The organism is Paraburkholderia sp. BL18I3N2, assembly GCF_003001875.1.
Lineage (GTDB): Bacteria > Pseudomonadota > Gammaproteobacteria > Burkholderiales > Burkholderiaceae > Paraburkholderia > Paraburkholderia phytofirmans.
Genome location: NZ_PVNC01000023.1, coordinates 40,226 through 63,443, shown reverse-complemented (window position 1 = coordinate 63,443; position 23,218 = coordinate 40,226). Strand labels below are relative to the sequence as shown.

Genomic DNA, 23,218 nt, shown 5'->3' with positions numbered 1-23,218 from the left:
GTATGAAAGGCAAAAAGGGAGTGCTGGTTGCGATATGGTTGCTGCAGGTCGTCAACTATATCGACCGCGTCGTCCTCGGCTTTGCAGGACCCGCGATGATGCAGACGCTTCATCTCAACCCGCAGACGTTCGGCGTTATTCTTTCGGCGTTCGCTGTGGGCTATCTGGTATCACAGATGCCGGGAGGGTGGCTCGCTGACCGGTTCGGCACACGCGTCGTTCTGGTTGTCGCACCGCTCTTCTGGGCACTACTGACGGGTCTTACGGGGCTGTTCACGGGAGTCGCGGTTCTGGTCTTTGTGCGCTTTGCATTCGGCGTATCCGAAGGGCTGTCAAATCCTGCGATTTACAAGCTGGTCGGCGATACGTTCGACGAGCGTGAGCGTGCACAGGCTGTTGCCTGGTGGGCCACGGCCATCGCAGCAGCGCCCGCCCTGTCAGGACCGCTCGTTGGGACATTGCTCACCTCGTTCGGCTGGAAGACGGTGTTCGTCATGCTGGCCGCTCCTGCGATCGCTATCGCTGTGCTGAACAGTGTGCTGCTTCCCAAAAAAGCAGAAGTGGAGCGCGCCGTCGGCACGACAGACGAAGTCAGGATTCCGTTCCGAATTCTGTTGCAACAACCGGCCCTCTGGTTGATCAGCGGTGTCTTCTGCTTCTGGAACGCTGCGTATTGGGGCCTGCTCGGCTGGATGCCCAGCTACCTCGCCCTGGAGCGACACATCGACCTGAAATCCGCTGGGATGCTTGGGGGCATACCGTATGTCTTCGGCGTCATCGGACTGATTGTTACCGGCTGGCTTGGGCGAGGCCCCATGCTCAAGCAACGTCCCCAGCTTCTCAGTGGCATCAATCTGCTCGGTGCGCTTTGCCTGTTCGTCGCTTACTACGGCAACAACCTTCCGTTGTGTATCGCTGGCTTGTGCGGTGCTGCGTTCTGCATCTACGGCGGTCTCGGCACATACGGCACCCTGGTGCTCGATTTCGCGCCGAAAGAAGCCCGCGCCGCCTACGCGGGGATCGTGGCAACCGTGGGCATGATCGGTAGCGTACTGGCGCCCCTCGTGATTGGAACACTGGTGAAGAACACGGGCACATTTGCAAGCGGGTTCGGCGCAATGATGGCTTCGCTGTTCATTGCTGGCTGCTGTGGGTTCGCGTTAGTCAAGCATGCGCCTGCGCGCTTGCAACCAGTAACCGGCGCATGAGCGCTATCGACGGAGTTACAGCAAATGCGCTCGACGATGATGGACCAACCTCTCCTTATTTCTTCGATTATTCGTCACGCGGCCGCCTGTCACGGATCTACGGAGATTGTCTCCCGGGTAAGCGACGGATCGCTGCATCGTACGAACTATGCCGAGGTCTACGAACGCAGTGCCAAGCTTGCGAATGCACTCATCTCCTGGGGATTGCAAAGCGCAAACCGCGTTGGAACGCTCGGTTGGAACGACCACCGGCATCTGGAGATTTACTATGGTGTGTCAGGCGCGGGCTTCGTTTGTCACACTATCAATCCCAGGCTTTTCGCCGACCAGATTGTCTATATCGTCAACCACGCCAATGACCGCGTGTTGTTCGTGGATCCCAGCTTCGTTGGACTGGTAGCGGGTGTGCGGGAACGCCTTCACTCCGTAGAGCGCGTCATCGTTATGTCTTCGGCGAACACCATGCCGCCGGAGGCCATCGCTGCGGGTTTCGAGTGTTACGAGGAAGTCGTCGCGGCGCATAACAGCATGTTCGACTGGCCCCGGCTGGATGAGAACGACGCGGCCGGCCTCTGCTACACGTCCGGCACAACCGGCGACCCCAAAGGCGTACTCTACAGCCACCGGTCTACGGTGCTCCATGCATTGGCGATCTGCACGCCCGACGTCTTCAACCTGGGTGAGGGCACGACTGTCATGCCGGTTGTGCCTATGTTTCACGTCAATGGTTGGGGCCTACCGCATGCAGCCCCGATGGTCGGTGCTCGACTCGTTCTCCCAGGGCAAAAACTCGATGCGGCGAGCCTTTATTGGCTTACTACGACCGAAAAAGTGACGTTCACCGCAGGCGTGCCGACAGTCTGGGGGTCGTTGCTGGACTGGATCGACGAAAACAGCGCAGACATCGCCCCGTTGCAGTGTGTCGCTATCGGTGGCGCTGCCTGCCCGCAAATCATGGCTGAGCGTTTCCATAAGCTCGGCGTTGACGTTATCCACGCGTGGGGGATGACGGAGACCAGCCCGGTGGGATTGACCAATCGCTGCCCAGCGTCTGCGCCGACCGCACTGGAAGGCATGACGCATCCCAATCAACGACTGAAGCAAGGCAAGCCGCTGTTTGGTGTCGAGACGCGAATCGTCGATGACAATGACGGCCCAGTTGTGCACGATGGCACGGCCTCGGGACGTTTGCAGGTCCGCGGTCCGTGGATAGCGTCGACCTATTTCAACTTTCCGTCCGCCCAGACAGACGGTGCCAACGATGGTTGGTTTGAGACCGGAGACATTGCAACGATCGAAGAAGTTGGCACCGTCGAAATCGTCGACCGTGCCAAGGATGTCATCAAGTCGGGCGGTGAATGGATCAGCTCCGTTACGCTCGAAAATGCCGCGATGTCCCACTCCGACGTCTACGAAGCGGCAGCGGTTGCGCGCGATGACGAACGATGGGGCGAGCGCCCGGTCCTTTTCGTGGTACTTCGCCCCGGATCGACTCCTTCGAAAGAGGGCCTGTTATCCCATCTCGGCACACGCGTCGCCCGATGGTGGATCCCGGATGAGATTCATTTTGTTGACGAATTGCCCCATACCGCCACAGGCAAGGTCGTGAAGGCCACGCTTCGATCCCGCCTCAAGCAGTGAGGCTCGACTTCGGTGTTCTAACCTTGCGCGCCCCGCGCACGACGTAGTACTGACGCCGCGAAGGCGCCAGATTTTTTACTTAACTGGAGAAAGCAATGCCACGACTGGACATTCCCGGTGACGTCCGCCGAGTTTTCGATGTCATTAAAGACGGCGGAGTAGCGATATGGCCCAATGACGTCGGCTACGGGATGATCGGGGGAACCACGCAGGCGCTGAAGAAGATCTTCGACACGAAGAAGCGCGGAAGTCACAAGAGAAACGCCCTCATCGGCGACGCCATCACTCAACGCGAAGTGCACAGGCTCGATCAGCGGTCGCAAGACATCATCGAAACGATCACTATCGACTACAACCTTCCTCTGGGCGTAATCGCGCCGTGCAATATCGATCACCCGCTGCTGCGCAAGGTCGATCCCGAGCTTCTGGAAGCGAGCACAGCAAACGGCACGATTGCGATGCTGCTCAACGCGGGGCCGGTATATGCCGAGCTCACGCGCCTTAGCCGCGAGGAAGTGCAGCCGCTGTTTGGCTCGTCTGCCAACCTGAGCGGTACTGGCCAAAGGTTCCGGGCCGATGATCTTCAGCCGGAAATCCGTAATGCCGCGGACATTGTGCTGGACTACGGCCTGCGAAAGTATCACCACTATGGACGTTCAGTGACCATCATGCGATTCCCGGAGGTTGAGGTGGTACGCATCGGAACGTGCTACGAGCTGATCGTCGACGCGGTTCGACGCGAGTACGGTATTGAACTTCCGGCGGACCCGGGGCGCGATGTTCTGCCGTCCGGTCATCTGAAAGAGTTTGAGCTTGCAAAGAACGACTGATAGGTCAATTAGCCGTCAGTGGAATCCCCGGGTGGAATTAAGTCGCACCGCACGTGCTGCCCGTGCGGTGCGAGGCAAGTCTCAAAGAACCCACGTACCTCCCCTTCCGCGACGAACGCGCAGACTCACCAGCTTTGAACCCGGGATTGCCGAAGTGGCGCTCGCTCGCATAGGAGGCCCTTCCAAGGGGCGTTCCAGCACGAACGCAATCGCCAGTGGTGACGCCCAGCCATTGCAGCGGCGACTTGCCCGTCTGCTCAAGGAAACGCCGCGTCAGAGTGCGGGTGCTCATCGCGACAGGTTCCGCCATCCGGCTAAGGGTGAGCGGCTCGCGAAGATTTTCCCGAAGCCATTCCATCAGGGGCTCCAGACTACCTCGAATCGCATAGTCGTCGGTGCTATCGAAATATTGCACCTGGCCGCCTTCGCGCACGAGTCGGACAAGGGCGAGCCGGGCAGAAGCAGCAGCGGCCTAAGGCATAGCGCTGCGTCCGAAATGATCAATGCGGGTATCGACTTGTACACAGTAGGGTCGCCGCCATTAACAGCGTCGCGCAGCAGAGGGCCGTTTCCTGCATTCGCGAACTCACAGTTTCGGTAGAGTTGAGATGTGGCGCGGTAGCGGTAGGTTCGGTTTGTCTGTTGCCGCCCCTTTCGTCTGGCGTGCCCGAGTAACCGTCGCCTTAGCCCCGTTTCCACATCCCGCTCAGCGAACCGGACGCGCAGATCTCCCGCATCCGCAATCCAATGGCCACACCGTGAGGAAGTATCATGACAGATACGTCTCCCGTGTCGTCGTCAGGTAGCCAACACCTGTGCCGAGCGCCCAGCCGCCGAGAACGTTCCTCTGCCAATGGGCATGCGATTTCATGCGAGCAATGCCATCGTAGAGCGGCAAAAGCTCAAGCGCCCATACAGCAGGGTAGCGCCGTCCCTAGTGGACGATTAAAGGCGTCACGAAGCTGGCCCGGAGCGTCACTTCGCCGCTCGGAGAGCTTTGTCCTCCCTAGACCAGGCATTCATCGACCCTGCGGCCCTTGGTCGGGCGCATGACCTCGGCAAGTACGTCGCCCTGGCGGTGGTCGATGAACTTGTCAGCGCCCACTATTCGATCATTACGTAGGCAATCCTAGATAATCTACGAGCCCCTCGTCCTGCCATTGTTATCGCAACACAACCCGCGGACGTGCCCGGTGCAAGCACGACAATGAGGCGATATGCACAACATAAAGTATTTCGAGGCCAATCGCCGTACCACTTGGCTCGAGGCGTTCTTCGACCTGATTTTTGCGGTGACGATCGGTGACGTAACGCATATCTTGAGCCACACGCACGAGGGTCATCTTGACCCACTCCAGTTCTGGAAATTCGTCCTGATTTTCATACCTTTGTGGTGGATTTGGGCCAGCCACACAATGTATGCCAATCGGTTCGATGCCGATGACCGGAAACATCGGCTGGCAACCCTGTTCATCATGTTCCTGCTGATTATCATCTCAGGCCTGATCGACCGACGATTCCTGGCCAGCGTTGAGGCCATCATCGTCTGCTATGTCGGTTCAAAATACATCGTCGCCTTGATGTATTTCGTGTCCAGATACCGGCATAAGGAAAGCGAGGCGCTCACAACGGCAGTTGGCTGGGTAATCGTCGCTGGCACCACCATCAGCCTCGCTTCGATCCTGTTCCCGGCGCCACAGCGATATGTCGTGTTTTACCTTGGAATACTGTTCGATCTGATCGTGTTCATCTTTTTTTTGCCGCGTCGTCTCCAGGTCATCCCAGTGCATACCGAGCACCTGATCGAGCGTGTGGGTCTGCTCACGATCATCATGCTGGGAGAGTCCGTTAGCAGCCTGTCCGCGGGACTGGCCAACATCAGCTGGACTGTGGAGAGGCTGCTGACGGCCGCTACCGGCTTCGTGATGATATCGGGCATCTGGTGGGTCTACTTTGACAGTTTTCACCTGCTGACCAAACAGAAGCTCACGACCGGCCATTCGGTCCTGTACTCGCACTTTTTCGTCTTTATCGGCCTGTCGATTGAAGCGAGCCTGATCCGGCACGCGACCCTGGACGACATAGTGGTATCCGATTTCCGGGTACTGTCGGTCATCGGCGCGGTCTGCTTTTTCATTGGCAAGCAGTACGGCTATTTCATGGAGCGTCCCGAGTTGCGGCGCCAACTGGTCGTCAACACCCTGATCGTCTTCGCGTTGACCGGGTTTGCCCTGCTATTGTCCAGAACCTCTTACATCCTGCTCGGCCTTACCGCTGCGGTGATTTGTTATGCTTTCCTCAGTCTCAGATACCTGAAAGTCCCGCCCCAGCGTCACGACCGTCCGCGCGACAGCGCTATCACAGGAGACTAGCCACGAGCAACACCGCAAGTTCTCCAGCCACGACGCGCGGCTGTGCCATCAGGGCCTGTTGCGAAGAGACGGTGCTGATGGACGATCTGCCGCTTCCGACACCTGGGCCGCACGACATCCTGATGGGGATGCGTAGTGCGGAAGTCGGCGATTGGGACGAACTGCTGCCGCACTGGGGCTCTGATAATCATATAGCCGGCTTCCCTCCGACTTCCGCATTGGAAACGGTTGACTCCGAATCGGGTTTTGAGTTGATGACCGCCTATTGCAAGCGGCGGAGGTGGCATCAACCAGTCGTCCTATCGTTCGCCCGCTCATCGTCCTGCAGCGGCCGCTATGCCCGCGTCAGACAAACGTCAGCTAAGGCCGATCAGGCAACGTTCACTATCTTGAATTGAATGGCCGCTTCCTGAGTTGAGACGACGTATGAATGTCCCAGCGACGGTGCGGGCGAATGACGCTTCATGGCCGCTTGTATCCATTCAGTTACGGCGCCACAAAGCTGCCGCTGCCGTAGAGAACGGCGGCTTCCGATGAAGGGAGCTGAATGCGTACAACCGGTCGAGAACCGTCATCCGCCCCCACCGTCGCTGGGACATTCATACGTCGTTTCCACCCAGAAAGCGGCCATTCAATTTACGCGGAACGACGCCTGGCGACCCAGGCGGTGAGGTGCCCGCCGGACAGGCGATATCAACCAGGACGACTGGGTTGATATCGAGGAGGTAATCCGCTCGCGCGGCTCGCATTCAAAAAACTGACCATTGGGCTTGGCGAATATAGGAATTGGCCCGTTTGCGCGCTAACCCCGAGCCTCCCAGGAATTCCTCGCTGCCTGATGTTAGACCCATGCCTGCGTCTTTCTATCATTTCTATCGGACCAAGGTCGCATAGTTTCGCGAGAAAAATGGGAGCAGACTGCTACTACAGGCATAGCCTGCCTGCGCCCCGCGCTGATGTAACCTGGACCGCTGTCGAGGTCCGTCCATACGGGCGAGAAGCGGTAGCAAGCCCCCCGCCCACCGCGCCTTACGGCCGCGTCGTGCCAGACCCGCGGTCCCTTCCGGGTTTATCGTGGCTTTTGACAGCTGGAGCGAGAAATGAAGGTCATCAACACACTCAAGTTCGTTAGCGGCGCATTAATCGTGATCGCATCGATCAATGCGTGGCCCCAGACCAGCGAATCAGCCGCCACATCGACAGCGCCGGCAGCCGAGGGAAGTGCTAAAGCCACCAGACAGGCGAATCGCGCACTAAGCAAAAAAGTGCTTCGCGCCCTCTCGAAGGGCGGTGTCGCCACTTCCAGAATCAACATCGTTGCAAAAGGCGGCGCAGTCACCCTCGCGGGATCCGTCACTGATGCCAGTCAGATCGACAAGGCGACCGAAATTGCAAAGACTGTGCCCGGCGTGACGTCCGTGAAAAATGCGCTGACATTTAAAGAAACGGGACAGTAACACTCCGTGGATGCGGCCGTCGCCAGGAGAGCTGAGCCGCTGCCCTTTGGCACACCGGCAGCAGGCAACCTGTAGCATTTACGAATCGAGTCGTACGGACGGCCACGAGCGTCAAGCTAATGACGAGGGGCGAGACGGAGCATTCGACTTCCTTGGAGGCGGACGTACGCCACGTCTCGGACTCGTGGTCCTTCCAGCGACTGCTCAGGCCGACGACCTGCAGGCAAGTGTGATCGAGCGAATGGCCGCGGTGTCTTGCAAGCTGCCGCCGATTGCTACTGGACGGAAGGACGGCAACGGGTCGCGTGCTGACGATCGAAACACGGCGAGTCTGAAGTCGTTTATGCCGATTGCATGAGGCGTGCGCGCGGCCGGTTTCGGTCGCCCATTCATCCGAGGCATCAGTCGTTGAAACGCCTCTTCCCTCTTCCGGGGACGACCGTGTATGTCGAATCATCTTGCCCTAATTGCATATATGCTGCCTTCGGAGCATCATCCGTGGAGCAAACGCACCGCAGACTGCCGCAGCTTCATTGACACAGCTGCTGTCCGCCGCCGAACTCGCCGCGGCTGGGGAACAGATGATTCTGAGAGGGCGAGCCGCTCCGAAATCGTCATGCGCAGTTGTTTGATTGATGCGGACGATCGATCCGCAGGTCATTGTCTCGTTGTACCGTTGTCGCGGGGAGGCTCATCGTGAACGTGTCAGTCCGCGTTATGATCGGCTGGGCGCTTGGCCTGTGCATCTGGGCGCAGCATGTTGGCGCGCACGCCGCGCAGCCTGTAGCGAACGTTGCCGCGTCCAACCCCACGGCGGGCGCGCCCGCGAAGGCCCCACCTGTTCCGGCTTCTGGCGTCCGCAGACTGAGCCTCGCGAACAAGCCGTGGACCGGCGACTTCGACGCAATGCTCAACCGTCACGCAATCCGATTCCTTGTTCCCTACAGCCGCACGCTCTATTTTGTCGACAAGGGCCGCGAACGCGGGATTGCGGCCGAGTTGGCGCGCGACTTCGAACGCTATGTCAACAAAAAGTACGCGGCCCAGCTGAACAAGCGGCCGCTCACCGTCTTCCTGATTCCCACTACGCGTGACAAGCTGCTGACCGGCCTGGTCGCGGGGGGCGGCGACATCTCCGCGGGCAATCTGACCGCGACCGACGAGCGGCTCAAGATCGTTGACTTCATCGCGCCGCGCGATCGCAAGCCCGTGCGCGAACTGGTCGTTACCGGGCCAAAGTCGCCCTCGCTCTCGACACTCGATGATCTTTCGGGAAAGCAAGTTTATGTGCGGAAATCGTCGAGCTATTACGAGAGCCTGAGCGCACTGAATGAGCGCTTTCGCAAGAGCGGCAAGCCGTCTGTGAACATCACGCTGTTGCCCGACGCGCTGGAAGACGAAGATGCAATGGAGATGGTCAACGCGGGCCTCCTGGGCATCATCATCGTGGACGACTGGAAGGCGCGTCTCTGGGCACAGGTGCTGCCACACCTGAAGGTGCGTGACGACCTCGCCGTGAGCGGCGGGGGCTATACAGGCTGGGCGATACGCAAAAACAGCCCACAGTTGCAGACTGCCCTGAACGACTTCTATCTGAACTATTTGAAGAAACAGAGTGTGGCTGAATACCTCCTCGCGCAATACATGAAGAGGATCAAGCAGGTCCGCAACAATGGCGGCGATGCAGAACAGAAGCGCTTCAGTGAGACGCTTGCGCTCTTCCAGAAATATGGTACGCAGTACGGCTTCGATCCACTTATGCTTGCCGCGCAAGGTTTCCAGGAGTCGCAACTGAACCAGTCCGCGCGCAGCCGCGTCGGGGCGATCGGCCTCATGCAACTGATGCCGGCCACGGGCAAAGAGATGGACGTGGGCAGCATTTCCATGGCCGAGTCCAATGTTCATGCAGGCGCCAAATACATGGACACGCTCATGACCAAGTACTTCTCCGACGCCCACTTCAGCGCAAGCGACCGATCGCTCTTCGCATTCGCGAGCTACAACGCGGGCCCAGCCAACATCGCGAAGATGCGCAAGATCGCGGCGGAGCGAGGCCTTGATCCAGACAAGTGGTTCAACAATGTCGAGATTGTCGTAGCGGAGAAAATCGGAATCGAAACGACGACCTATGTGCGTAACATCTTCAAATACTATGCGGCGTACAGGCTGATCGTCGATGCCCAGGCGGCGCGTCAGAAGGCGGTGGAAAGCGTGCAGAAGCCTTCCTGAAGACGGGTTGCCGGAATGACTCCACTATGCGATTTCCTGGTTAATCGACGCTTGTTTTTTATCGCGTTGACCCTCCGCTGCGGCCTATGGCAGTTGTACCTCGTAAGTGGCTGTTGACGAAAGGGCGTTGGGCGCGGCCAACGCCCGTTGTTCACCCGGAACCTGCCGTTCATAGACCTTCGCCGCGACCGTCCTATACGGGTCGCGTGCGGCCAATCGCCGTCAGGCAGAAAAAACCGGCCATCAGCGTCAAGCGTGGTTCGATGCCTGCTCTTGTCCGCTGCCCGTGAGTGCACGACGACGCATGCGGGCAGGCGTTGAACAAGGCTCGAGGGAGGAAACTGCGGAGTGAACCGACGCGGCCGGAACCTTGAGCGGCTATGGGGAATCAATCGAGCTCACCGTCAGCCTTCACCGGATGCTGAAGCGAACCTGGGTCGGGATGGTGTCAAAGGCGGTTTGGAAGGTGTCGCCCGAGACGATGTGACGATGCCGCGAGCGGCGCCAGGGTCCGCCTGGAGCGGCAGACGCAAGTGTCTCCTGTCGGCGCTCGTTGCCGAAGAACCGACAGTCGGAATTAAGATCCTGGTCATCTACGCTCATAACCCGCTGTTGTTGGGCGCTCGGACGGTCTGGTATCCGACTTGACGTTGCAGCTAATTGACATGCGTTCGGGTCCAATAGTCCTGTTTTTGGGCACTACGGTTTCGGGAGTGATTGCGCGGTGCTAATGAGGTTTTGCGGCACAATCCGAATGATGCCGTTCCGCGGACTATCGATATCTGCGATCAACAGAAACGAGAGAGACACTGTCAAAGGCATGATCACGAGGAAGCGGTTTTTGGCGTTTGCATTTTTAACGCCATAGCCCACTAGCAGATTGCTGAACAGGCCAATGACGATCATTAATATCCATGCGGCTACAGGAATTCGATTCCACCATGCCGCCTGCGTGTAGCCTTGTGTGTTGATCACATCGTTCATGCCCGCGATGACTAGCGCGCTAAGCGGGCTCGGCTGTTTAACGGCGCCGGCCTTGGCTGCGGTCCACAGTTTGGCCTGCAGGTCCGTGGTCGCGGCATCGATTTGCTGGACACGTTGAAGGTCGCGGGTCTGGTAAAACTCGACGCGCAATGCGAGATACTGCACGAGGAGCGAGCGGACCACGGCCGCCTCGCCGTCGGTCAGCAGGTCAGCGCGGACGAACTCAGTTCCGATCGCATTGGCTTCTTCCTCTTCGAGGTTTTTTCGCTGGTCATACCGGCCCACCGCCATGGACAGACTAAATCCAATTACCAGCGCGAGCAGAGTCAGCGTTGCGGACTGAACGATCTTGAAGTCATCACGCGTGTCTTCGTCGATTTGTATCCGCGAACGCAGAGTGCGGCTACCCAGCCGGGCCGCAACTGACATCAGCGCGAAAGAGATGACAAAGAGGACAAATGGGTGTCTCACCAGTTGCTGCATGGATCGCTCCTTTGGATATGTAGTTCGCTTTCGAGAAGTTGATCGCTTGCGCATCGGACGACGAATTCGGCTTCAGTGCGAACCGCGAGCTTGTATGTACGACAATTGCCCGTGCACCAAATGCATTCTAGAAGGTCAAGGACGCGCGCTTCTCGAAGAATGCATCGCTAAACAAACCTACGTGGCGTTTTGCCGAAGATCGGGCGCCGCTTTGGATTGGCCCGGAATTAAACGGACCATCGTGACGACACTGCACGCTAAGCAGGATGTCCTAGCTGATGCGGATCGTGCCAAAGCGAGACATGACGTTAGATGAGCTGCTTCAGCGGCTTCACACTGCCTTCTAACGCGACCGGACAAGCAGTCAAATCAACGCTACATACGGCGGCCACAAATCAAAGCAGTTGTGCTGACAGTTCAACCGGAAAACTAACCTGTTCATCGCAATTGAGGTCGTACCGCTTGCCTTACTCGACCTTGGCTTTGCCCGGTGCGCGCGCGGCTATTTCGCACGCGAGTTGAACAAAAGAGCCTAGCGCGGCGGGCGGGTTGGGTTCCTTCCACGCGAGGTAGAGTTCGCTTTGCGCGTGCTGTTCGCGTAGCGGACGATAAACGACGTTTTCCATGTGCGTTCGTTCAACCGACGCAGGTACGAGCGTCACACCAAACCCGGCGCTTACGAGGCCAAGGGACGCGTAGATCTGTCCCATTTCGAAGCTCGTGGAAGGAGAGAAGCCTGCCAGTGCGCACAACTGGTTGATGGTGGCGTGATAGTCCGGCGCGACATCTTTCCGGTAATTGATGACGCGCAGGTGCATACAGTCCTTGATGGAAATCTGCCGTTTCGCTGCGAGAGGGTTGTCCTTCGCGATGGCAACGTAAAACGGCTCCTGAAGCAACAAGACGCTGTTTAGTTGGGTATCCGGCGGCAAAGAGCGAACGAAGGCCAGATCGACGTCCCCTCGATCCAGCGCATTGATCTGTTCCGCAGAGGAAAACCATCGAAGTTCGACTGTCACCGCGGGGTAACGCTGCTGGAATTCACGCAAGAGCGGCGGCAGCAGCGTGTACGCGATGTGCTCAAAGAACCCGACTGCCACCCGGCCGATTTCCCCTCTTGCTGCGCGTTGCGAATCCACGATCGCGGAGTTCGTGTCCGCCAGAATTCGCCTGGCCCGTTCTTCGAAAACCTGGCCCGCCGATGAAAGGAAAACGCGTTTGCCCCGGCGCTCGAAAAGCGCCACGCCGAGTTCCTCTTCCAGTTCCCGTATCTGCCGGCTCAACGGCGGCTGGGCCATGTGCAGTTCCTCCGCCGCCTTCGTGAAGTTGAGTGTGCGTGCCACCGTTAGAAAGTAGCGAAGATGACGCAGCTCCATTTGAAACCTTTTAGGTATCGATACGCAACTAATTATATCTTTTACATTGGACGCCACGGGTCTTAGGATCATGACATCACACCAACAAGTCAGGAGATGCCCTCATGAAACTTACCGCGTCACAATTGGAAGCGTACGAGCGCGATGGATTCGTTGTTCTGCCGGAGCTTTTCTCGGAAGAAGAAGTCGAGCATATGAAGAGCGAGTTGCGCCGGATCCAGAAGATCGACACCGACCATCTCGTCCGGGAAAAAACGGGCGGCATCGCGAAGACGATCTACAAAGTTCACGAAACAGAAAGTCCGACGGCATCGGCGGTCTTTCACTCCGCAGTGCGCTCCCCCAGATTGCTCGAGCCGGCGCAACAACTGATCGACGATCCCGAACTCTACGTCTATCACACGAAGTGCAATCTGAAGACGGCTATCGACGGCTCCGTCTGGCAATGGCATCAGGACTTCGGCACCTGGCATATCGACGGCGTGAAAGAACCGCAGATGACAACCGCGTTGGTCATGCTCGACGAGCCGACCGAAATGGGCGGATGTCTCTACTTCATCCCGGGAAGCCACAAGCTTGGTTCACTCGATCCGACGTTCGATGAGGCAACCGGTTACCGCTTCTACGTTGTACCCAAGCCGACGATGCTCAATATTTTGTCCAGTCATCCCAAGGCCGTGCCTATCATCGGCCGCCCGGGAACAGTCGTGTTCTTCGACGCCAACATCGTGCATTCGTCGGGTCACAACCTGTCCGGTGACGATCGATGGCAGGCCTATGTCGTCTACAACCAGGTGAAGAATAAGCCTGAACAGGTCGAGCAGCCGCGACCGGCTTATGTGCGCTCGACCAATTTCGTTCCTCTCGAGGTTGGCTCAGACGAGATTCTCGACAGAGTTCAGATCGGCTGAACTTGCGCGCGCGTCGCTCGCAGGGACGCATGTACCTGGCGAGCAGCGGCAAGTCACATCAACAGGGTAAGCCTTATCTCCTGAATGTCGTCGACGCGTGACCTCGCGTTTTTCTCCGAATGCGGCCATCACGACGACGCGTCAGGCCTGTTGCTCTGATGGACGCAGGTGAAGCAATACGTACGCAGAGTGCCGCGCAAGGACGCCTGAAAGGTAAGCGACATGAAGGTCATAAAGATAAACCTAGAAGAAGCACGAGACATTACTTCCGAAGCAGCGTTTCTCGAAGCTCTGGGGGTCGCGGGACTGGAGGGCGAGATCGACGTCAGCCATGCGACGCGCACGGTACTCGCAACGGACAATTCGATCTATCAGCGCAGACCCACGGCTACGATTTTCCCTCGCAACGCCGCTGACGTTGAGCGCATCGCGCGGCTGCTCGCCGAGGAGCGATTTCGAAGCGTCGTGGTATCGCCCCGAGGCGGTGGCACCGGCACCAACGGCCAGTCATTGACCGACGGTGACCGACCTCAAGAGTTGAACACCAATCGAATCTCGCTCGGCCACCTCTAACAAGGCATGCAATACCGCGTCTTCTACACTGGTGCCCGCTGCCGTCCCTGAATTTGTGCCATATCGTGTCAGGCGTAGCGCGTCAAGTTGCCTTCGTTCAGATTCAAGTTCCGGGACAAAAAATGGGTTCGTCAAAAAATGCAGGCACGAGTGCAGGCGGATCATTCAAATCAAACGCTTGAAACTGGATTCGGGTAAGCTGAATAGCTTCAGTTCCACATATCTTTCTGAAGTCAAAGCTTGCCTCATTCAAAATTTTGTCGGTGTGATCAAGATCCAAAGGCAACACTGGAGCCTGTTTGTAAGTCTCAATGACGAGATAATAGTGCTCGAAAGGTGCGTCGTCAGTAATCCGGGCACCGTAGACAAACTGTCGACGCGGGCCCGGATTTGCGTGAACGTCAGCGAATCAACTTGGCTACGGAACGCACCCATCATCTGGCTTGGTCTTGCAGATGAATTGAAGGAAACCGCCGCCAACTAGGTGGCTGTCGACATTGCTAGCACGGCGTCTTTGGTCGACAGAACTGCATGCGCAAGGAATTGAAAATTCACCATTGCCGCTTTATATCCGTCGCCACAGACCGGATGACGGGGACCGGCCGTAGCGTCGGTTACCACGGCCACTTCAAAACCCTGTTCGATAAGATCTCGCAGGTGCGATTCGACGCACATGTTCGCAAGCATGCCACCAAGCACAACTTTGGTAATCCGGTACTTTCGCAATTGAAGAGTGAGGTCATTTGTTTGCGAGCCGAAGACTTTGTGGGGGCTGACAATGATCGTTTTCCCGTCGTCGATAAAGGGCTTGAATTCGTCCAGCCAATCCGCTCCGGACCCCCTGAATCCGTCGAGATTCAACACGCCACGACGTGCAAAACTTTCGTTTCCAAACTCCATTTCTTCGGCTGGCCCGTTATACTTCCATCTCTTGTCGGTTGGATAGACAAAGTGCGGAGAAATGAAGACCTCAAACCCGCCCGCCTTCGCAGCCTCAAAAATACGAACCATATTCTCCACAGTTTTATTCTCGGTAACGCTCTCTCTCAACACACCCCAATTAACACCTCGTGCGCTGAGCACATCGATTTGCGGGTCAATAAACACGACTGCAGTGTCATTCTTGTTCAATAGCATGTCACGCTCCTTGAGCATTGGTGAAACACGCGAAAATTCATCAATTTTTTCGATGAACTTTCCTGTCATTTTCAATTGACATTATCGATCGTTGCGTGGGAGCGTCTGCCTCGTTTGCACGGAGAATATAGAAATGGCACGGAATAAAGGAAGCGGAGTGCGGTGATCGAGGATGAAACTGACGAGCGCCATTGAACACGTTCGCAAATCTTCTCCATAGCAGATATGCGAACCACTGTGATGGCAACGCGCGGCTCGCACGCGTTTTCCGGACTCGCTATACGCACCCGTCCTGCAGGTATTTGTGTACAAAAGCAATTGCCATACTGCCTTCGCCTACAGCTGATGCCACGCGTTTCACGGGGCTGAGCCGCACGTCCCCACACGCAAACACTCCAGCCAGGCTTGACTCCAACAGGTAAGGATCGCGATCTTCCGTCCAACGTCCAGCTTTTAGCACCTCTTCGCCAGTCAGGACGTATCCACGTTGGTCGCGCAAAATTTCGGGTGGTAGCCAATCAGTTTCAGCATCGGCGCCGATGAAGATGAACAACCCCTCACAGGCACACCAGCACTCTGTCCCATCCCTTCTATCAAAGATCCTGATCTGAGCGAGTGTCGTACCGCCTCGCAGATCGACAACCTCCGACTCTGGCCGCGTAAAGATGTTGGACTTCGCGGCTATCTGGTCGATCAGATAGCGGGACATGCTCTTTTCGAATGACGAACCTCTGACAAGCAGCGTCACTGTCTTCGCATGATTAGAAAAAAACAAGGCCGCCTGGCCAGCCGAGTTTCCGCCGCCAACCACAACCACGTTGCGGCCGTGAGTAGCATTCGCTTCCGCGCGCGATGCGCCATAGTGGACACCCTTCCCAATGAACTTCTCGCAATTTTTTATTGCAAGACGACGCCACGCCACGCCCGTCGCCAGGATTATCGTTCTAGCGTGAACAATGTCCCCTCCATCCAGATGGACGCTGCGCGTGGCTGCATCAATACGGATGACAGAACGCGTGACAACTACTTCGGCGCCCAATCGCCGAGCTTGTTGCAGCGCCCGGCTGGCCAGTTCATCTCCAGACACTCCGTTCGGAAACCCAAGATAGTTTTCGATGCGCGACGATGTGCCCGCCTGCCCTCCCGGAGCCTCGCGTTCCAGCACGAGTGTTCGTAATCCCTCGGAAGCACCATATACCGCGGCGGCGAGGCCGGCAGGCCCCCCGCCGATGATCATCGTGTCGTATTCAGGCCTGCCCGGCCGGGTTGTTAGCCCGAGCACTTCTGCCAGTTGACGCGTCGACGTCACCGTCAGCAGAGTGCCGTCCTCAAATCTCACACGAGGGCTTTGGCTCGCCGGTTCGTCTGGATCGACACATTCGAAACTGATCTGATTACGAGTAAGGAAATGTTTTAATGCAGCACATTCATTATCGAGGTGGCCGCCCACAATCGCTACCCGAGGTAGATATGGCTCAGCGGTGATTTCTTGCAGTCCACCGACTCGCTCGCGTGCGAGCGCACCTACTTTGGACGCCACTTCGGGCGCAACTGCCGCAATCGCGTGATAGTGCTGTACGTCCACCCGCATCACTCTGGATAATTCTGATGCGCGATAAGAAATCAGAAATGGAGAACACAGCGTCAAGGGCAGCTCTCCAAAAATACTTCCCGGCAGGCGCCAACCCAGGTTGCGTTCGACGCCGTCGAATATTTTTACTGCTTCGACCTTGCCACTCAATACCGCAAACAACGCGCCCTCGCAGCCTTCATGTACCGCAAACTCGCCCGCGCGCAGCCGCAGGTCCGCAGACGTTCTGGCAAGCAGATCAAGCTGATCATCGGGAAGACGCGAAAACAGTGGGACAGACTGCACATCATCGATAGACAACATGTCGTCGCCTGCGTAACCAAGTTGATAAAATCGGGACTTTATGCGTCAGGATGCAGAGCAGCTTTGTTGACCCTACGCAACCCACCTGCAAAAGCCGGTTCAGTTCTGAAAAAGTCGGTACCAGGCACTACCAATCCAATATTTTCGACCCTAAACTCCCGCGCAAGTCTGCTCCGAGGCGCTCACCGTATCTGCCGCTTTTGCACGCAAGGTTTAAAATTTGTGCGCTCGAATGCTTCCCCGAAACCGCATCTCGGAGCCATTTTTACGCCGCTCAGTTAACCACGGTTTCTCGGCGACCTTTCTGTCTTTGCCACTCCCTTGGGGTCACGCCAACGATTGAGGAGAACACCCTAATCAAATGGCTCTGATCCGCGAAGCCACATAAGCACGCTACTTCAGCGCCACGGAGTTCGTCGGCGAGCAGCATACGCTTTGCCACTTCCACCCTGCGCATAAGCAGCCACCTATGAGGCGCGAAACCTGTTGAGCGTTTGAACGCCCGGGCGAAATGTGCAGGCGAAAGCTCGCATGCCGCTGCTACCTCGACCAGAGACAGGTCGCCCGATAAATTAGTGGCAATTATTTCTTTTGCGCGAGCCAACTGATTTGCAGACAAGCCTCCGCGAACGTGTAAGCCACTCGATCGTGACTCTCCGTAAGTACTCGCCAAATGCCCATGCAACGCGGTCATCAGGCCAGAGAGGAACAGTTGGTTCGACTGTTCCGGGCGCTCAAGGGCGGGCAGCAATAATCGTCCAAGTGCGTGGATGACAGGGTCTGCGGACCCGCGGAGGAGATCAAGCTCGGCAAGCCTGGCTGTTCCATCCTGGTCCGCCAAGGCGCTGAGACCCGTCTTGGGAAGGTAAAAATGCAGAACGTCAGACGGGCAATCGATAAATGCCGAGGGAGATTGCTCGAGGTCGACGACTGTTATGCTTCCCTGTTGCCAGGGCCGCACTGCCTGTGGCTTCCCGTCAATCCACAGCTCGTGTCGAAGCATAGGTTGCAACATCAAAACCATAACGAATGCGGGCTCAGTGGGAATAGGCAGAGTTTTTCCCAAGCTTGCATCGCTGGTCAGCCGTGTGACGGCGAATGAAGCTCCACAGTTCAAGCGTACCACGCTGCATGCACGTGCTCGCTTTAGTCTGAATCGCTCAGCCATCGAATCGCCGAAAGTACCAACGCGGTGCATTGTCGATCCAAAAAAGTAAAAAAAGGCGTTCACGTTGCCGTGGACGATGTAGACCCTCTCTCTTTTAGCACTCGAAATCTGCCCAGACGCTTGCCGCCGATCCCGATTTTTTCGACAACATATCCGCAGCCGCGTCAGTGTAGCAATCCTTCTGTTTTGCTACCTGGCATGACACATGCCGCACGGTCGCTGATACGAGCCAAGCTTACCGCGCGTCGACGTCCTCGAAACAACTTAAGACAATATGTGAGCTGGTTCAAGCTCGGTTAGCCGCAGGACGCTACGCATTGCGATCATCGACGATAGTAATTTGAAAGCAAAGACTATCGGCCCGGCGGGATCTTATTTCGTTGTCGCGCCACGATGATTGCCGCCGCCTCTGCGTGAAAACGTCAGCGCCCGCGAGCTCGACCAAGTGCTGCGCGTCGTTAGCGAACTTTTTGAATAACTTAACTCAAAGAGTCCATTAGGAGGGTTCATTTAAGCCGACGCGAGCGCTCTGCGTTGGGCCAGCGCTCGCGACCCAGTGACGCTTACATGACGGCGTTTATGCAAGGCGATCTTGCGGTCCAAAACATCATTTCTCCTCCTCGGACGCGGTTGTATGGCAGCCTTGCAGAAACATACAATCCTCGGTAGCACGGTCTATCCCACCACTTTCGTGGTTTCGCTCAGTTAGTTTTAGCTACTAGCTTAAAACTTCAAAGGAGGCGACATGGATGCAATCCCCGCGTACGGAGATGAAATAGCAGGCGCGTTCCGCTTGCAAAAAGCTCCATCGATTTCCACGACAGTCCGTCCGGGCGCTTTTTTCGCCGCCACACTGATGCAGTGTGGCGAGGAGGGTTTGGGCAAAACCTTGCCGATTCCAAGGCAGCCCGCGTATATCGTGTGCGTCTTGTACCGCCCTCTCGTGCATGAGTTGTGGTTGGGCTCAAAGCCTATACCCGTTGGGCACTTGCCTATCGGTACCGTTTCATCCGTAAGCCTTGAGGACGAGCCAACCGCATACTACGGCGGACGGCTTGAATCGTTGCAGATCTATATTCCCAATCACAGTCTCGACGCGATGGCTGACGACGAAGATAGTCGAGTGGTCCGTGAACTGAGAATCCCTCCAGGAACGGTTGATCCCGTAGCGTACCAGTTGAGTCTGATCTTGCGCCCTGCGCTCGAGCGTCCTGAGCAGGCAAGCCTGCTGTTCGTTTCAGGGTTGATGGAAGCTTTTTATGGACATCTCTCGATGCGCTATGGAGATGCGTCATTCGGATTGCGTACTTTCAAGGGAGGGTTATCTGCACGCCAATTGGCACGCGCGAAGGAGTTGATCGACGCAAACCTATCCGGTGCGCTGAGCGTAGAAACGCTGGCGAGAGAATGCGGCATGTCTCCAAACCATTTCTCTCGCGCCTTCAAACAGTCATCCGGTGTTCCGCCACATAGATGGTTGTTGCTTCGCAGGGTTGAGGTGGCCATGAGTTTGATGGAGCGCGGGGAGTTGAGCATGCGGGAGGTCGCCGCCGCGACTGGGTTTGCGGATCAGAGTCATCTCATTCGGGTTTTTTCGCGGATCGTCGGCTTGACACCAAAGGCGTGGAACGACAGCCGATCGCGTTAGCGCCGTGATGTTCCAGCCCCTAGACACGTTGACTGGGTACTGTAGAAATAGTCCACGCTACCCAAACGAGGCTGCGTGGCAATCGTACCGGCGAAGAACGTCGTTGCGTTGTGGTGCTTGTGCTCATGCGTCGAGCAAAGGATACATTTCGAAGAAAAAGGGCAAATCAGAGACGGGAAACTTCGCTGGAATTTCGGAGAACATTTCGCAGATCCAGCCTCTATGATAAGAAGAATGGTTCACGATATGCATAAACATTGCGCCGCGAGACATCGCGAATTGCTGACCGGATACGAAGCTGAAAGCCAAAACCTCGGCTAGCGTCGTTTCCGTTTGTCGTTCTGCCCACTGCACGAACCAGTCATTTTCTCGCTGCTGCGCCTGACGCAATTTTCCCAGATCCGAGTGCAGCACTGTGTCATGCGAGGTAAATCCCTGCCTTTTTTGCATTAAATTCGCCTTCCATATCAGGTCGACGAGATAGTTGTGGTTCAGTGTGCTGATAATTGATCTGAACAGCGTCTGACGAGGTTTGACGACTTCCGTAGGGGGAAGCTGGGCGACACCTTCGAAAAGACGTTCGTCCGCCCAATGCTTATATCGTGCGAGTACGCATGCGGTCTTTGCATTGATCATTTTGCGTTCCAGATGACGGCCGGCCCGGCGTACGTTTGCAAACCCAGTCGTACGAGTACAACCATAGGCTATCCTTCAACGCAAATATCTGAATTTCGCACGGTTTTCTGCGTTGCAGTTAGCGGTACATGGCGATCAAGTACCTTGTCCTCTCAGCGCTAACTTCTAGACCCGTGGCAAATCTACGCCAGCATTAGTTATCTTCCAGAAAAATAGGCCGTTCGGATTCGGCATCGATTCGAATCCTGAGTGGCACGTTCGAGCTTTCTCGACGATGAACCGGAATCGCGCATGTGATTATCCTGGCGCCGACGTGCCCGTTCCATTCGCATAGCCTATCGTGCAAAACGATAGGACCTCCGATCCGGTCGACCACTATATTGGGCCTACCCGTGCGGAGCGTCGCGGCGATCGCTGCGGCGAGTGACATAGAGGATAAGGCTTTAACGTCAATGCCCTCCAGAAATGAGGATGCTCCGCGGCCTTGCGCTATTACAGCGCGCAATTGCCTCTTCTCAATGACTATCCAGGAGATCGATGATGAATATCACTGGCGACAACGCTGTACCCTCTTCACTTCGCCGCAACGTGCTTCGAGTTGGTGTCGGCGCAATCGGCGGCATGGCAGCCTCTTTTTCGGGGACCGCCATGGCAGCATCCACGTCAGAAAAAAAAGGCTCTCATAAGATGAGCGGGACGGGATTCCACACCAGCGTTGACGGGACCCAAATCTTTTACAAGGATTGGGGAAACGGTAAGCCAGTCATTTTTTCGCACGGGTGGCCACTGGACGCCGATGCATGGGACGCGCAGATGCTCTTTCTGGGATCACAGGGTTTCCGGGTAATCGCCCATGACAGGCGCGCCCATGGACGCTCAAGCCAGCCGTGGAATGGCAACGACATGAATACATACGCCGATGACCTCGCCGGCTTGCTGAATGTGCTCGATGTGCATGATGCGATGCTCGTAGGACATTCGACTGGCGGTGGTGAAGTCACTCGCTACATTGGACGTCACGGAACAAAACGGGTCTCGCGAGTCGTGCTGATCGGAGCTGTTCCGCCTACGATGCTCAAGACCTCTTCTAATCCGGGCGGTTTGCCTATTGAGGTCTTCGACAAGATACGCGATGGAGTATTGGACAGATCGCAGTTTTATCGTGACCTGGCGCTGCCGTTTTACGGTTACAACCGTCCCGGCGTATCTGCCAAGCAGGGTGTCGTTGACACGTTCTGGTTGCAAGGAATGCTTGGTGGTATTAAAGGCCAATACGATTGCGTCAAGCAATTCTCGGAGACCGACTTTACGGATGATCTCAAGAAGATTGATGTTCCCACGTTGATCTTGCACGGAGACGACGACCAGATCGTGCCAATTGCCGATTCTGCAATGCTTTCTTCGAAGCTGGTGAAGCAATCGACGCTCAAGGTTTATCAAGGAGCGCCGCACGGCATGTGCACAACCTTAGCCGATCGAGTCAACAAGGACCTGCTTGATTTCGTGAAGTCATGAGCGCAACGCGCCGGGCTAGCTATTAGATCGACGCTTCCTTGCGGCATCCTACCCTCTACGGTTGTTTCTTCTCCAACGATAGGGGGTGTCGCCCAGGTACCGGGAGAAAACGGAGATGAAATGCGTCTGTGAATTGAATCCACAGTTCAGAGCGATATCCAGAGTATTGCGTCCGGGCTCGAGCAACATGCTTTGAGCAAGTTCAAGTCTTCGACGTAACACATATTCGTGCGGACTGACGCCGAGCGCCAGCCGGAATTGCGCGGCGAAATGCATACGCGACAGGCCAGCACTCTCGGCAATGTCATTTAACTTGATTCGCTCAACGAGGTGCTTGTCTATGTACGCCATCGCCCGATTGAGTCTCCATTTCGGCAGGCCAAAGGAGCGCTGAGGAGTCGTCGCAGGACACGAAAACCATTGCTCAACCAGTTTTGACACGATAGCGCGTCCAATGCTATCGCTAAAGATATAACGGTCACTCCGATCCCAAAACTCCGCTCCCGCGAGCAACTGGCCCAACCGTTCAATGGTGGCGTCACGCCTGAGGCTGGGATCATCCAACTCAATCGGCCCGCGAGCAGCTTTTCCGAAAGAGTCCTCGTAACACTGGCAAAGAACGCCCTGTGCCACGAAGATGTGCAGCACATCGCACGGAAGGCGATACGAGGCTTCCACTGCCACACCGGGTGCGGTGACATGGATGGCTCCAGGAACCACCGGACCGTCGACGAGTACACGTCCTGCATGCACAAACTTGACGGACGTGAACGTCAGATTGATCGCGACTATATGGTGCGTCTGCTTGCCCTCCCTCATCGCATGAGGCACGCCGTCGCCATCGTCCCGCCATCGAGAAATAAATACTGTTCCCCGTTCATCAGCGCGAGCTAGCAACTGTTCGTTAGGCGACCTCCATGATCGCTCGAGTCGACATGCCGGCAACTGAGCGTCTAACGAGTCTGCGAAGAAGCGGACATGCGTTTCGTCACTAAAATCATCCATTGTGGCCACCCGATCGAACTGATTTTTGCAGTGCGACATCGCGTCATTGGCGAAAAAGTCTGATGAATGAGCGCCGGCGAGATGGCGATATGATTTGCACACCAGCGAGTGTAGGGATGCGGATGCGTTACAGATTGAAGAATTTTGCTGT

20 protein-coding genes and 1 pseudogene are annotated in these 23,218 nt (G+C 56.5%); 12 read left to right on the top strand and 9 right to left on the bottom strand.

Annotated features, from left to right (window positions below; genetic code table 11):
• Nucleotides 1–2: 2 nt before the first annotated feature.
• The 3 genes from B0G75_RS35030 (at nt 3) to B0G75_RS35020 (ending at nt 3,679) form a co-directional block, all read left to right on the top strand.
• A complete protein-coding gene (locus B0G75_RS35030) occupies nt 3–1,208 on the top strand; it encodes an MFS transporter (protein WP_181309417.1) in 1,206 nt (401 codons plus the stop codon).
• Between the two features lie 24 nt (nt 1,209–1,232).
• On the top strand, nt 1,233–2,849 hold the full coding sequence (locus tag B0G75_RS35025; protein WP_219908310.1) for a long-chain fatty acid--CoA ligase: 1,617 nt from the start codon (nt 1,233–1,235) through the stop codon (nt 2,847–2,849).
• A gap of 95 nt (nt 2,850–2,944) precedes the next feature.
• Nucleotides 2,945–3,679 (top strand): Sua5/YciO/YrdC/YwlC family protein, encoded by a 735-nt coding sequence (locus B0G75_RS35020; RefSeq protein WP_106314391.1) that lies wholly within the window; start codon nt 2,945–2,947, stop codon nt 3,677–3,679.
• Nucleotides 3,680–3,716: 37 nt separating this feature from the next.
• On the opposite strand, the gene B0G75_RS35015 is transcribed toward B0G75_RS35020, so the two are convergent.
• The gene (locus B0G75_RS35015; protein ID WP_258194852.1) at nt 3,717–4,037 is read right to left on the bottom strand and encodes an AraC family transcriptional regulator; all 321 of its coding nucleotides are present in this window, start codon (nt 4,035–4,037) and stop codon (nt 3,717–3,719) included.
• A gap of 639 nt (nt 4,038–4,676) precedes the next feature.
• Here B0G75_RS35015 and B0G75_RS41625 point away from each other — a divergent pair.
• From B0G75_RS41625 to B0G75_RS34995, 5 genes are all read left to right on the top strand, one after another.
• Nucleotides 4,677–4,802: a hypothetical protein gene (locus B0G75_RS41625; protein ID WP_258194846.1), complete on the top strand. Its 126-nt coding sequence runs from the start codon at nt 4,677–4,679 to the stop codon at nt 4,800–4,802.
• Nucleotides 4,803–4,896: 94 nt separating this feature from the next.
• On the top strand, nt 4,897–6,051 hold the full coding sequence (locus B0G75_RS35005) for a low temperature requirement protein A (RefSeq protein WP_106314389.1): 1,155 nt from the start codon (nt 4,897–4,899) through the stop codon (nt 6,049–6,051).
• 77 nt (nt 6,052–6,128) lie between these two features.
• The gene (locus B0G75_RS40360) at nt 6,129–6,449 is read left to right on the top strand and encodes a hypothetical protein (protein WP_146142574.1); all 321 of its coding nucleotides are present in this window, start codon (nt 6,129–6,131) and stop codon (nt 6,447–6,449) included.
• A gap of 702 nt (nt 6,450–7,151) precedes the next feature.
• Nucleotides 7,152–7,508, top strand: coding sequence for a BON domain-containing protein (locus tag B0G75_RS35000; protein ID WP_106314388.1), 357 nt, complete (start codon nt 7,152–7,154; stop codon nt 7,506–7,508).
• 717 nt (nt 7,509–8,225) lie between these two features.
• Complete coding sequence (locus B0G75_RS34995) at nt 8,226–9,737, top strand: transglycosylase SLT domain-containing protein (RefSeq protein WP_106314387.1); 1,512 nt, start codon at nt 8,226–8,228, stop codon at nt 9,735–9,737.
• A gap of 699 nt (nt 9,738–10,436) precedes the next feature.
• Here the strand turns inward: B0G75_RS34995 and B0G75_RS34990 are convergent.
• Together B0G75_RS34990 and B0G75_RS34985 are read right to left on the bottom strand one after the other, a co-directional pair.
• Nucleotides 10,437–11,204 (bottom strand): hypothetical protein, encoded by a 768-nt coding sequence (locus tag B0G75_RS34990; protein ID WP_106314386.1) that lies wholly within the window; start codon nt 11,202–11,204, stop codon nt 10,437–10,439.
• Nucleotides 11,205–11,671: 467 nt separating this feature from the next.
• Nucleotides 11,672–12,652 (bottom strand): LysR family transcriptional regulator, encoded by a 981-nt coding sequence (locus B0G75_RS34985; protein ID WP_258194845.1) that lies wholly within the window; start codon nt 12,650–12,652, stop codon nt 11,672–11,674.
• 32 nt (nt 12,653–12,684) lie between these two features.
• Between B0G75_RS34985 and B0G75_RS34980 the strand changes: the two genes are divergently transcribed.
• Both B0G75_RS34980 and B0G75_RS34975 read left to right on the top strand, forming a co-directional pair.
• Nucleotides 12,685–13,491, top strand: coding sequence for a phytanoyl-CoA dioxygenase family protein (locus tag B0G75_RS34980; RefSeq protein ID WP_106314384.1), 807 nt, complete (start codon nt 12,685–12,687; stop codon nt 13,489–13,491).
• A gap of 222 nt (nt 13,492–13,713) precedes the next feature.
• Nucleotides 13,714–14,013: pseudogene (locus tag B0G75_RS34975) on the top strand (hypothetical protein); the annotation flags it as partial.
• Here the strand turns inward: B0G75_RS34975 and B0G75_RS42100 are convergent.
• From B0G75_RS42100 to B0G75_RS42095, 4 genes are all read right to left on the bottom strand, one after another.
• Nucleotides 13,999–14,229 (bottom strand): YcaO-like family protein, encoded by a 231-nt coding sequence (locus B0G75_RS42100; RefSeq protein ID WP_106314383.1) that lies wholly within the window; start codon nt 14,227–14,229, stop codon nt 13,999–14,001. The pseudogene B0G75_RS34975 and the gene B0G75_RS42100 overlap by 15 nt on opposite strands.
• A gap of 315 nt (nt 14,230–14,544) precedes the next feature.
• Entirely contained in the window at nt 14,545–15,201 is a 657-nt protein-coding gene (locus B0G75_RS34960; RefSeq protein ID WP_106314415.1) for an isochorismatase family protein, read from the bottom strand.
• Nucleotides 15,202–15,478: 277 nt separating this feature from the next.
• A complete protein-coding gene (locus tag B0G75_RS34955; RefSeq protein WP_106314381.1) occupies nt 15,479–17,095 on the bottom strand; it encodes an FAD-dependent oxidoreductase in 1,617 nt (538 codons plus the stop codon).
• 274 nt (nt 17,096–17,369) lie between these two features.
• Entirely contained in the window at nt 17,370–17,789 is a 420-nt protein-coding gene (locus tag B0G75_RS42095; protein ID WP_374956941.1) for a helix-turn-helix domain-containing protein, read from the bottom strand.
• A gap of 1,219 nt (nt 17,790–19,008) precedes the next feature.
• On the opposite strand from B0G75_RS42095, the gene B0G75_RS34945 reads away from it, so the two are divergent.
• On the top strand, nt 19,009–19,911 hold the full coding sequence (locus tag B0G75_RS34945) for an AraC family transcriptional regulator (protein WP_106314379.1): 903 nt from the start codon (nt 19,009–19,011) through the stop codon (nt 19,909–19,911).
• Between the two features lie 123 nt (nt 19,912–20,034).
• Here B0G75_RS34945 and B0G75_RS34940 read toward each other — a convergent pair whose 3' ends face one another.
• Nucleotides 20,035–20,547 carry a DinB family protein gene (locus B0G75_RS34940; RefSeq protein ID WP_106314378.1) on the bottom strand — a complete coding sequence of 171 codons (513 nt, stop codon included), beginning with the start codon at nt 20,545–20,547 and terminating at the stop codon, nt 20,035–20,037.
• A 687-nt stretch (nt 20,548–21,234) separates the two neighbouring features.
• On the opposite strand from B0G75_RS34940, the gene B0G75_RS34935 reads away from it, so the two are divergent.
• A complete protein-coding gene (locus B0G75_RS34935; protein WP_258194851.1) occupies nt 21,235–22,062 on the top strand; it encodes an alpha/beta fold hydrolase in 828 nt (275 codons plus the stop codon).
• 48 nt (nt 22,063–22,110) lie between these two features.
• On the opposite strand, the gene B0G75_RS34930 is transcribed toward B0G75_RS34935, so the two are convergent.
• A complete protein-coding gene (locus B0G75_RS34930) occupies nt 22,111–23,067 on the bottom strand; it encodes a helix-turn-helix transcriptional regulator (protein ID WP_181309416.1) in 957 nt (318 codons plus the stop codon).
• Nucleotides 23,068–23,218: the final 151 nt, after the last annotated feature.

Bases quoted from the DNA above. Each gene is read 5' to 3' on its own strand.
- B0G75_RS35030 (WP_181309417.1), top strand. From the start codon at position 3: ATGAAAGGCAAAAAGGGAGTGCTGGTTGCGATATGGTTGCTGCAGGTC.
- B0G75_RS35020 (WP_106314391.1), top strand. From the start codon at position 2,945: ATGCCACGACTGGACATTCCCGGTGACGTCCGCCGAGTTTTCGATGTC.
- B0G75_RS35025 (WP_219908310.1), top strand. From the start codon at position 1,233: ATGCGCTCGACGATGATGGACCAACCTCTCCTTATTTCTTCGATTATT.
- B0G75_RS34940 (WP_106314378.1), bottom strand. From the start codon at position 20,547: ATGATCAATGCAAAGACCGCATGCGTACTCGCACGATATAAGCATTGG.
- B0G75_RS35000 (WP_106314388.1), top strand. From the start codon at position 7,152: ATGAAGGTCATCAACACACTCAAGTTCGTTAGCGGCGCATTAATCGTG.
- B0G75_RS35005 (WP_106314389.1), top strand. From the start codon at position 4,897: ATGCACAACATAAAGTATTTCGAGGCCAATCGCCGTACCACTTGGCTC.
- B0G75_RS35015 (WP_258194852.1), bottom strand. From the start codon at position 4,037: ATGGAATGGCTTCGGGAAAATCTTCGCGAGCCGCTCACCCTTAGCCGG.
- B0G75_RS34955 (WP_106314381.1), bottom strand. From the start codon at position 17,095: ATGTTGTCTATCGATGATGTGCAGTCTGTCCCACTGTTTTCGCGTCTT.
- B0G75_RS34960 (WP_106314415.1), bottom strand. From the start codon at position 15,201: ATGCTATTGAACAAGAATGACACTGCAGTCGTGTTTATTGACCCGCAA.
- B0G75_RS40360 (WP_146142574.1), top strand. From the start codon at position 6,129: ATGGACGATCTGCCGCTTCCGACACCTGGGCCGCACGACATCCTGATG.
- B0G75_RS34935 (WP_258194851.1), top strand. From the start codon at position 21,235: ATGAGCGGGACGGGATTCCACACCAGCGTTGACGGGACCCAAATCTTT.
- B0G75_RS42100 (WP_106314383.1), bottom strand. From the start codon at position 14,229: ATGATCCGCCTGCACTCGTGCCTGCATTTTTTGACGAACCCATTTTTT.
- B0G75_RS34980 (WP_106314384.1), top strand. From the start codon at position 12,685: ATGAAACTTACCGCGTCACAATTGGAAGCGTACGAGCGCGATGGATTC.
- B0G75_RS34995 (WP_106314387.1), top strand. From the start codon at position 8,226: ATGATCGGCTGGGCGCTTGGCCTGTGCATCTGGGCGCAGCATGTTGGC.
- B0G75_RS42095 (WP_374956941.1), bottom strand. From the start codon at position 17,789: ATGACCGCGTTGCATGGGCATTTGGCGAGTACTTACGGAGAGTCACGA.
- B0G75_RS34985 (WP_258194845.1), bottom strand. From the start codon at position 12,652: ATGATCCTAAGACCCGTGGCGTCCAATGTAAAAGATATAATTAGTTGC.
- B0G75_RS34945 (WP_106314379.1), top strand. From the start codon at position 19,009: ATGGATGCAATCCCCGCGTACGGAGATGAAATAGCAGGCGCGTTCCGC.
- B0G75_RS34930 (WP_181309416.1), bottom strand. From the start codon at position 23,067: ATGGATGATTTTAGTGACGAAACGCATGTCCGCTTCTTCGCAGACTCG.
- B0G75_RS34990 (WP_106314386.1), bottom strand. From the start codon at position 11,204: ATGCAGCAACTGGTGAGACACCCATTTGTCCTCTTTGTCATCTCTTTC.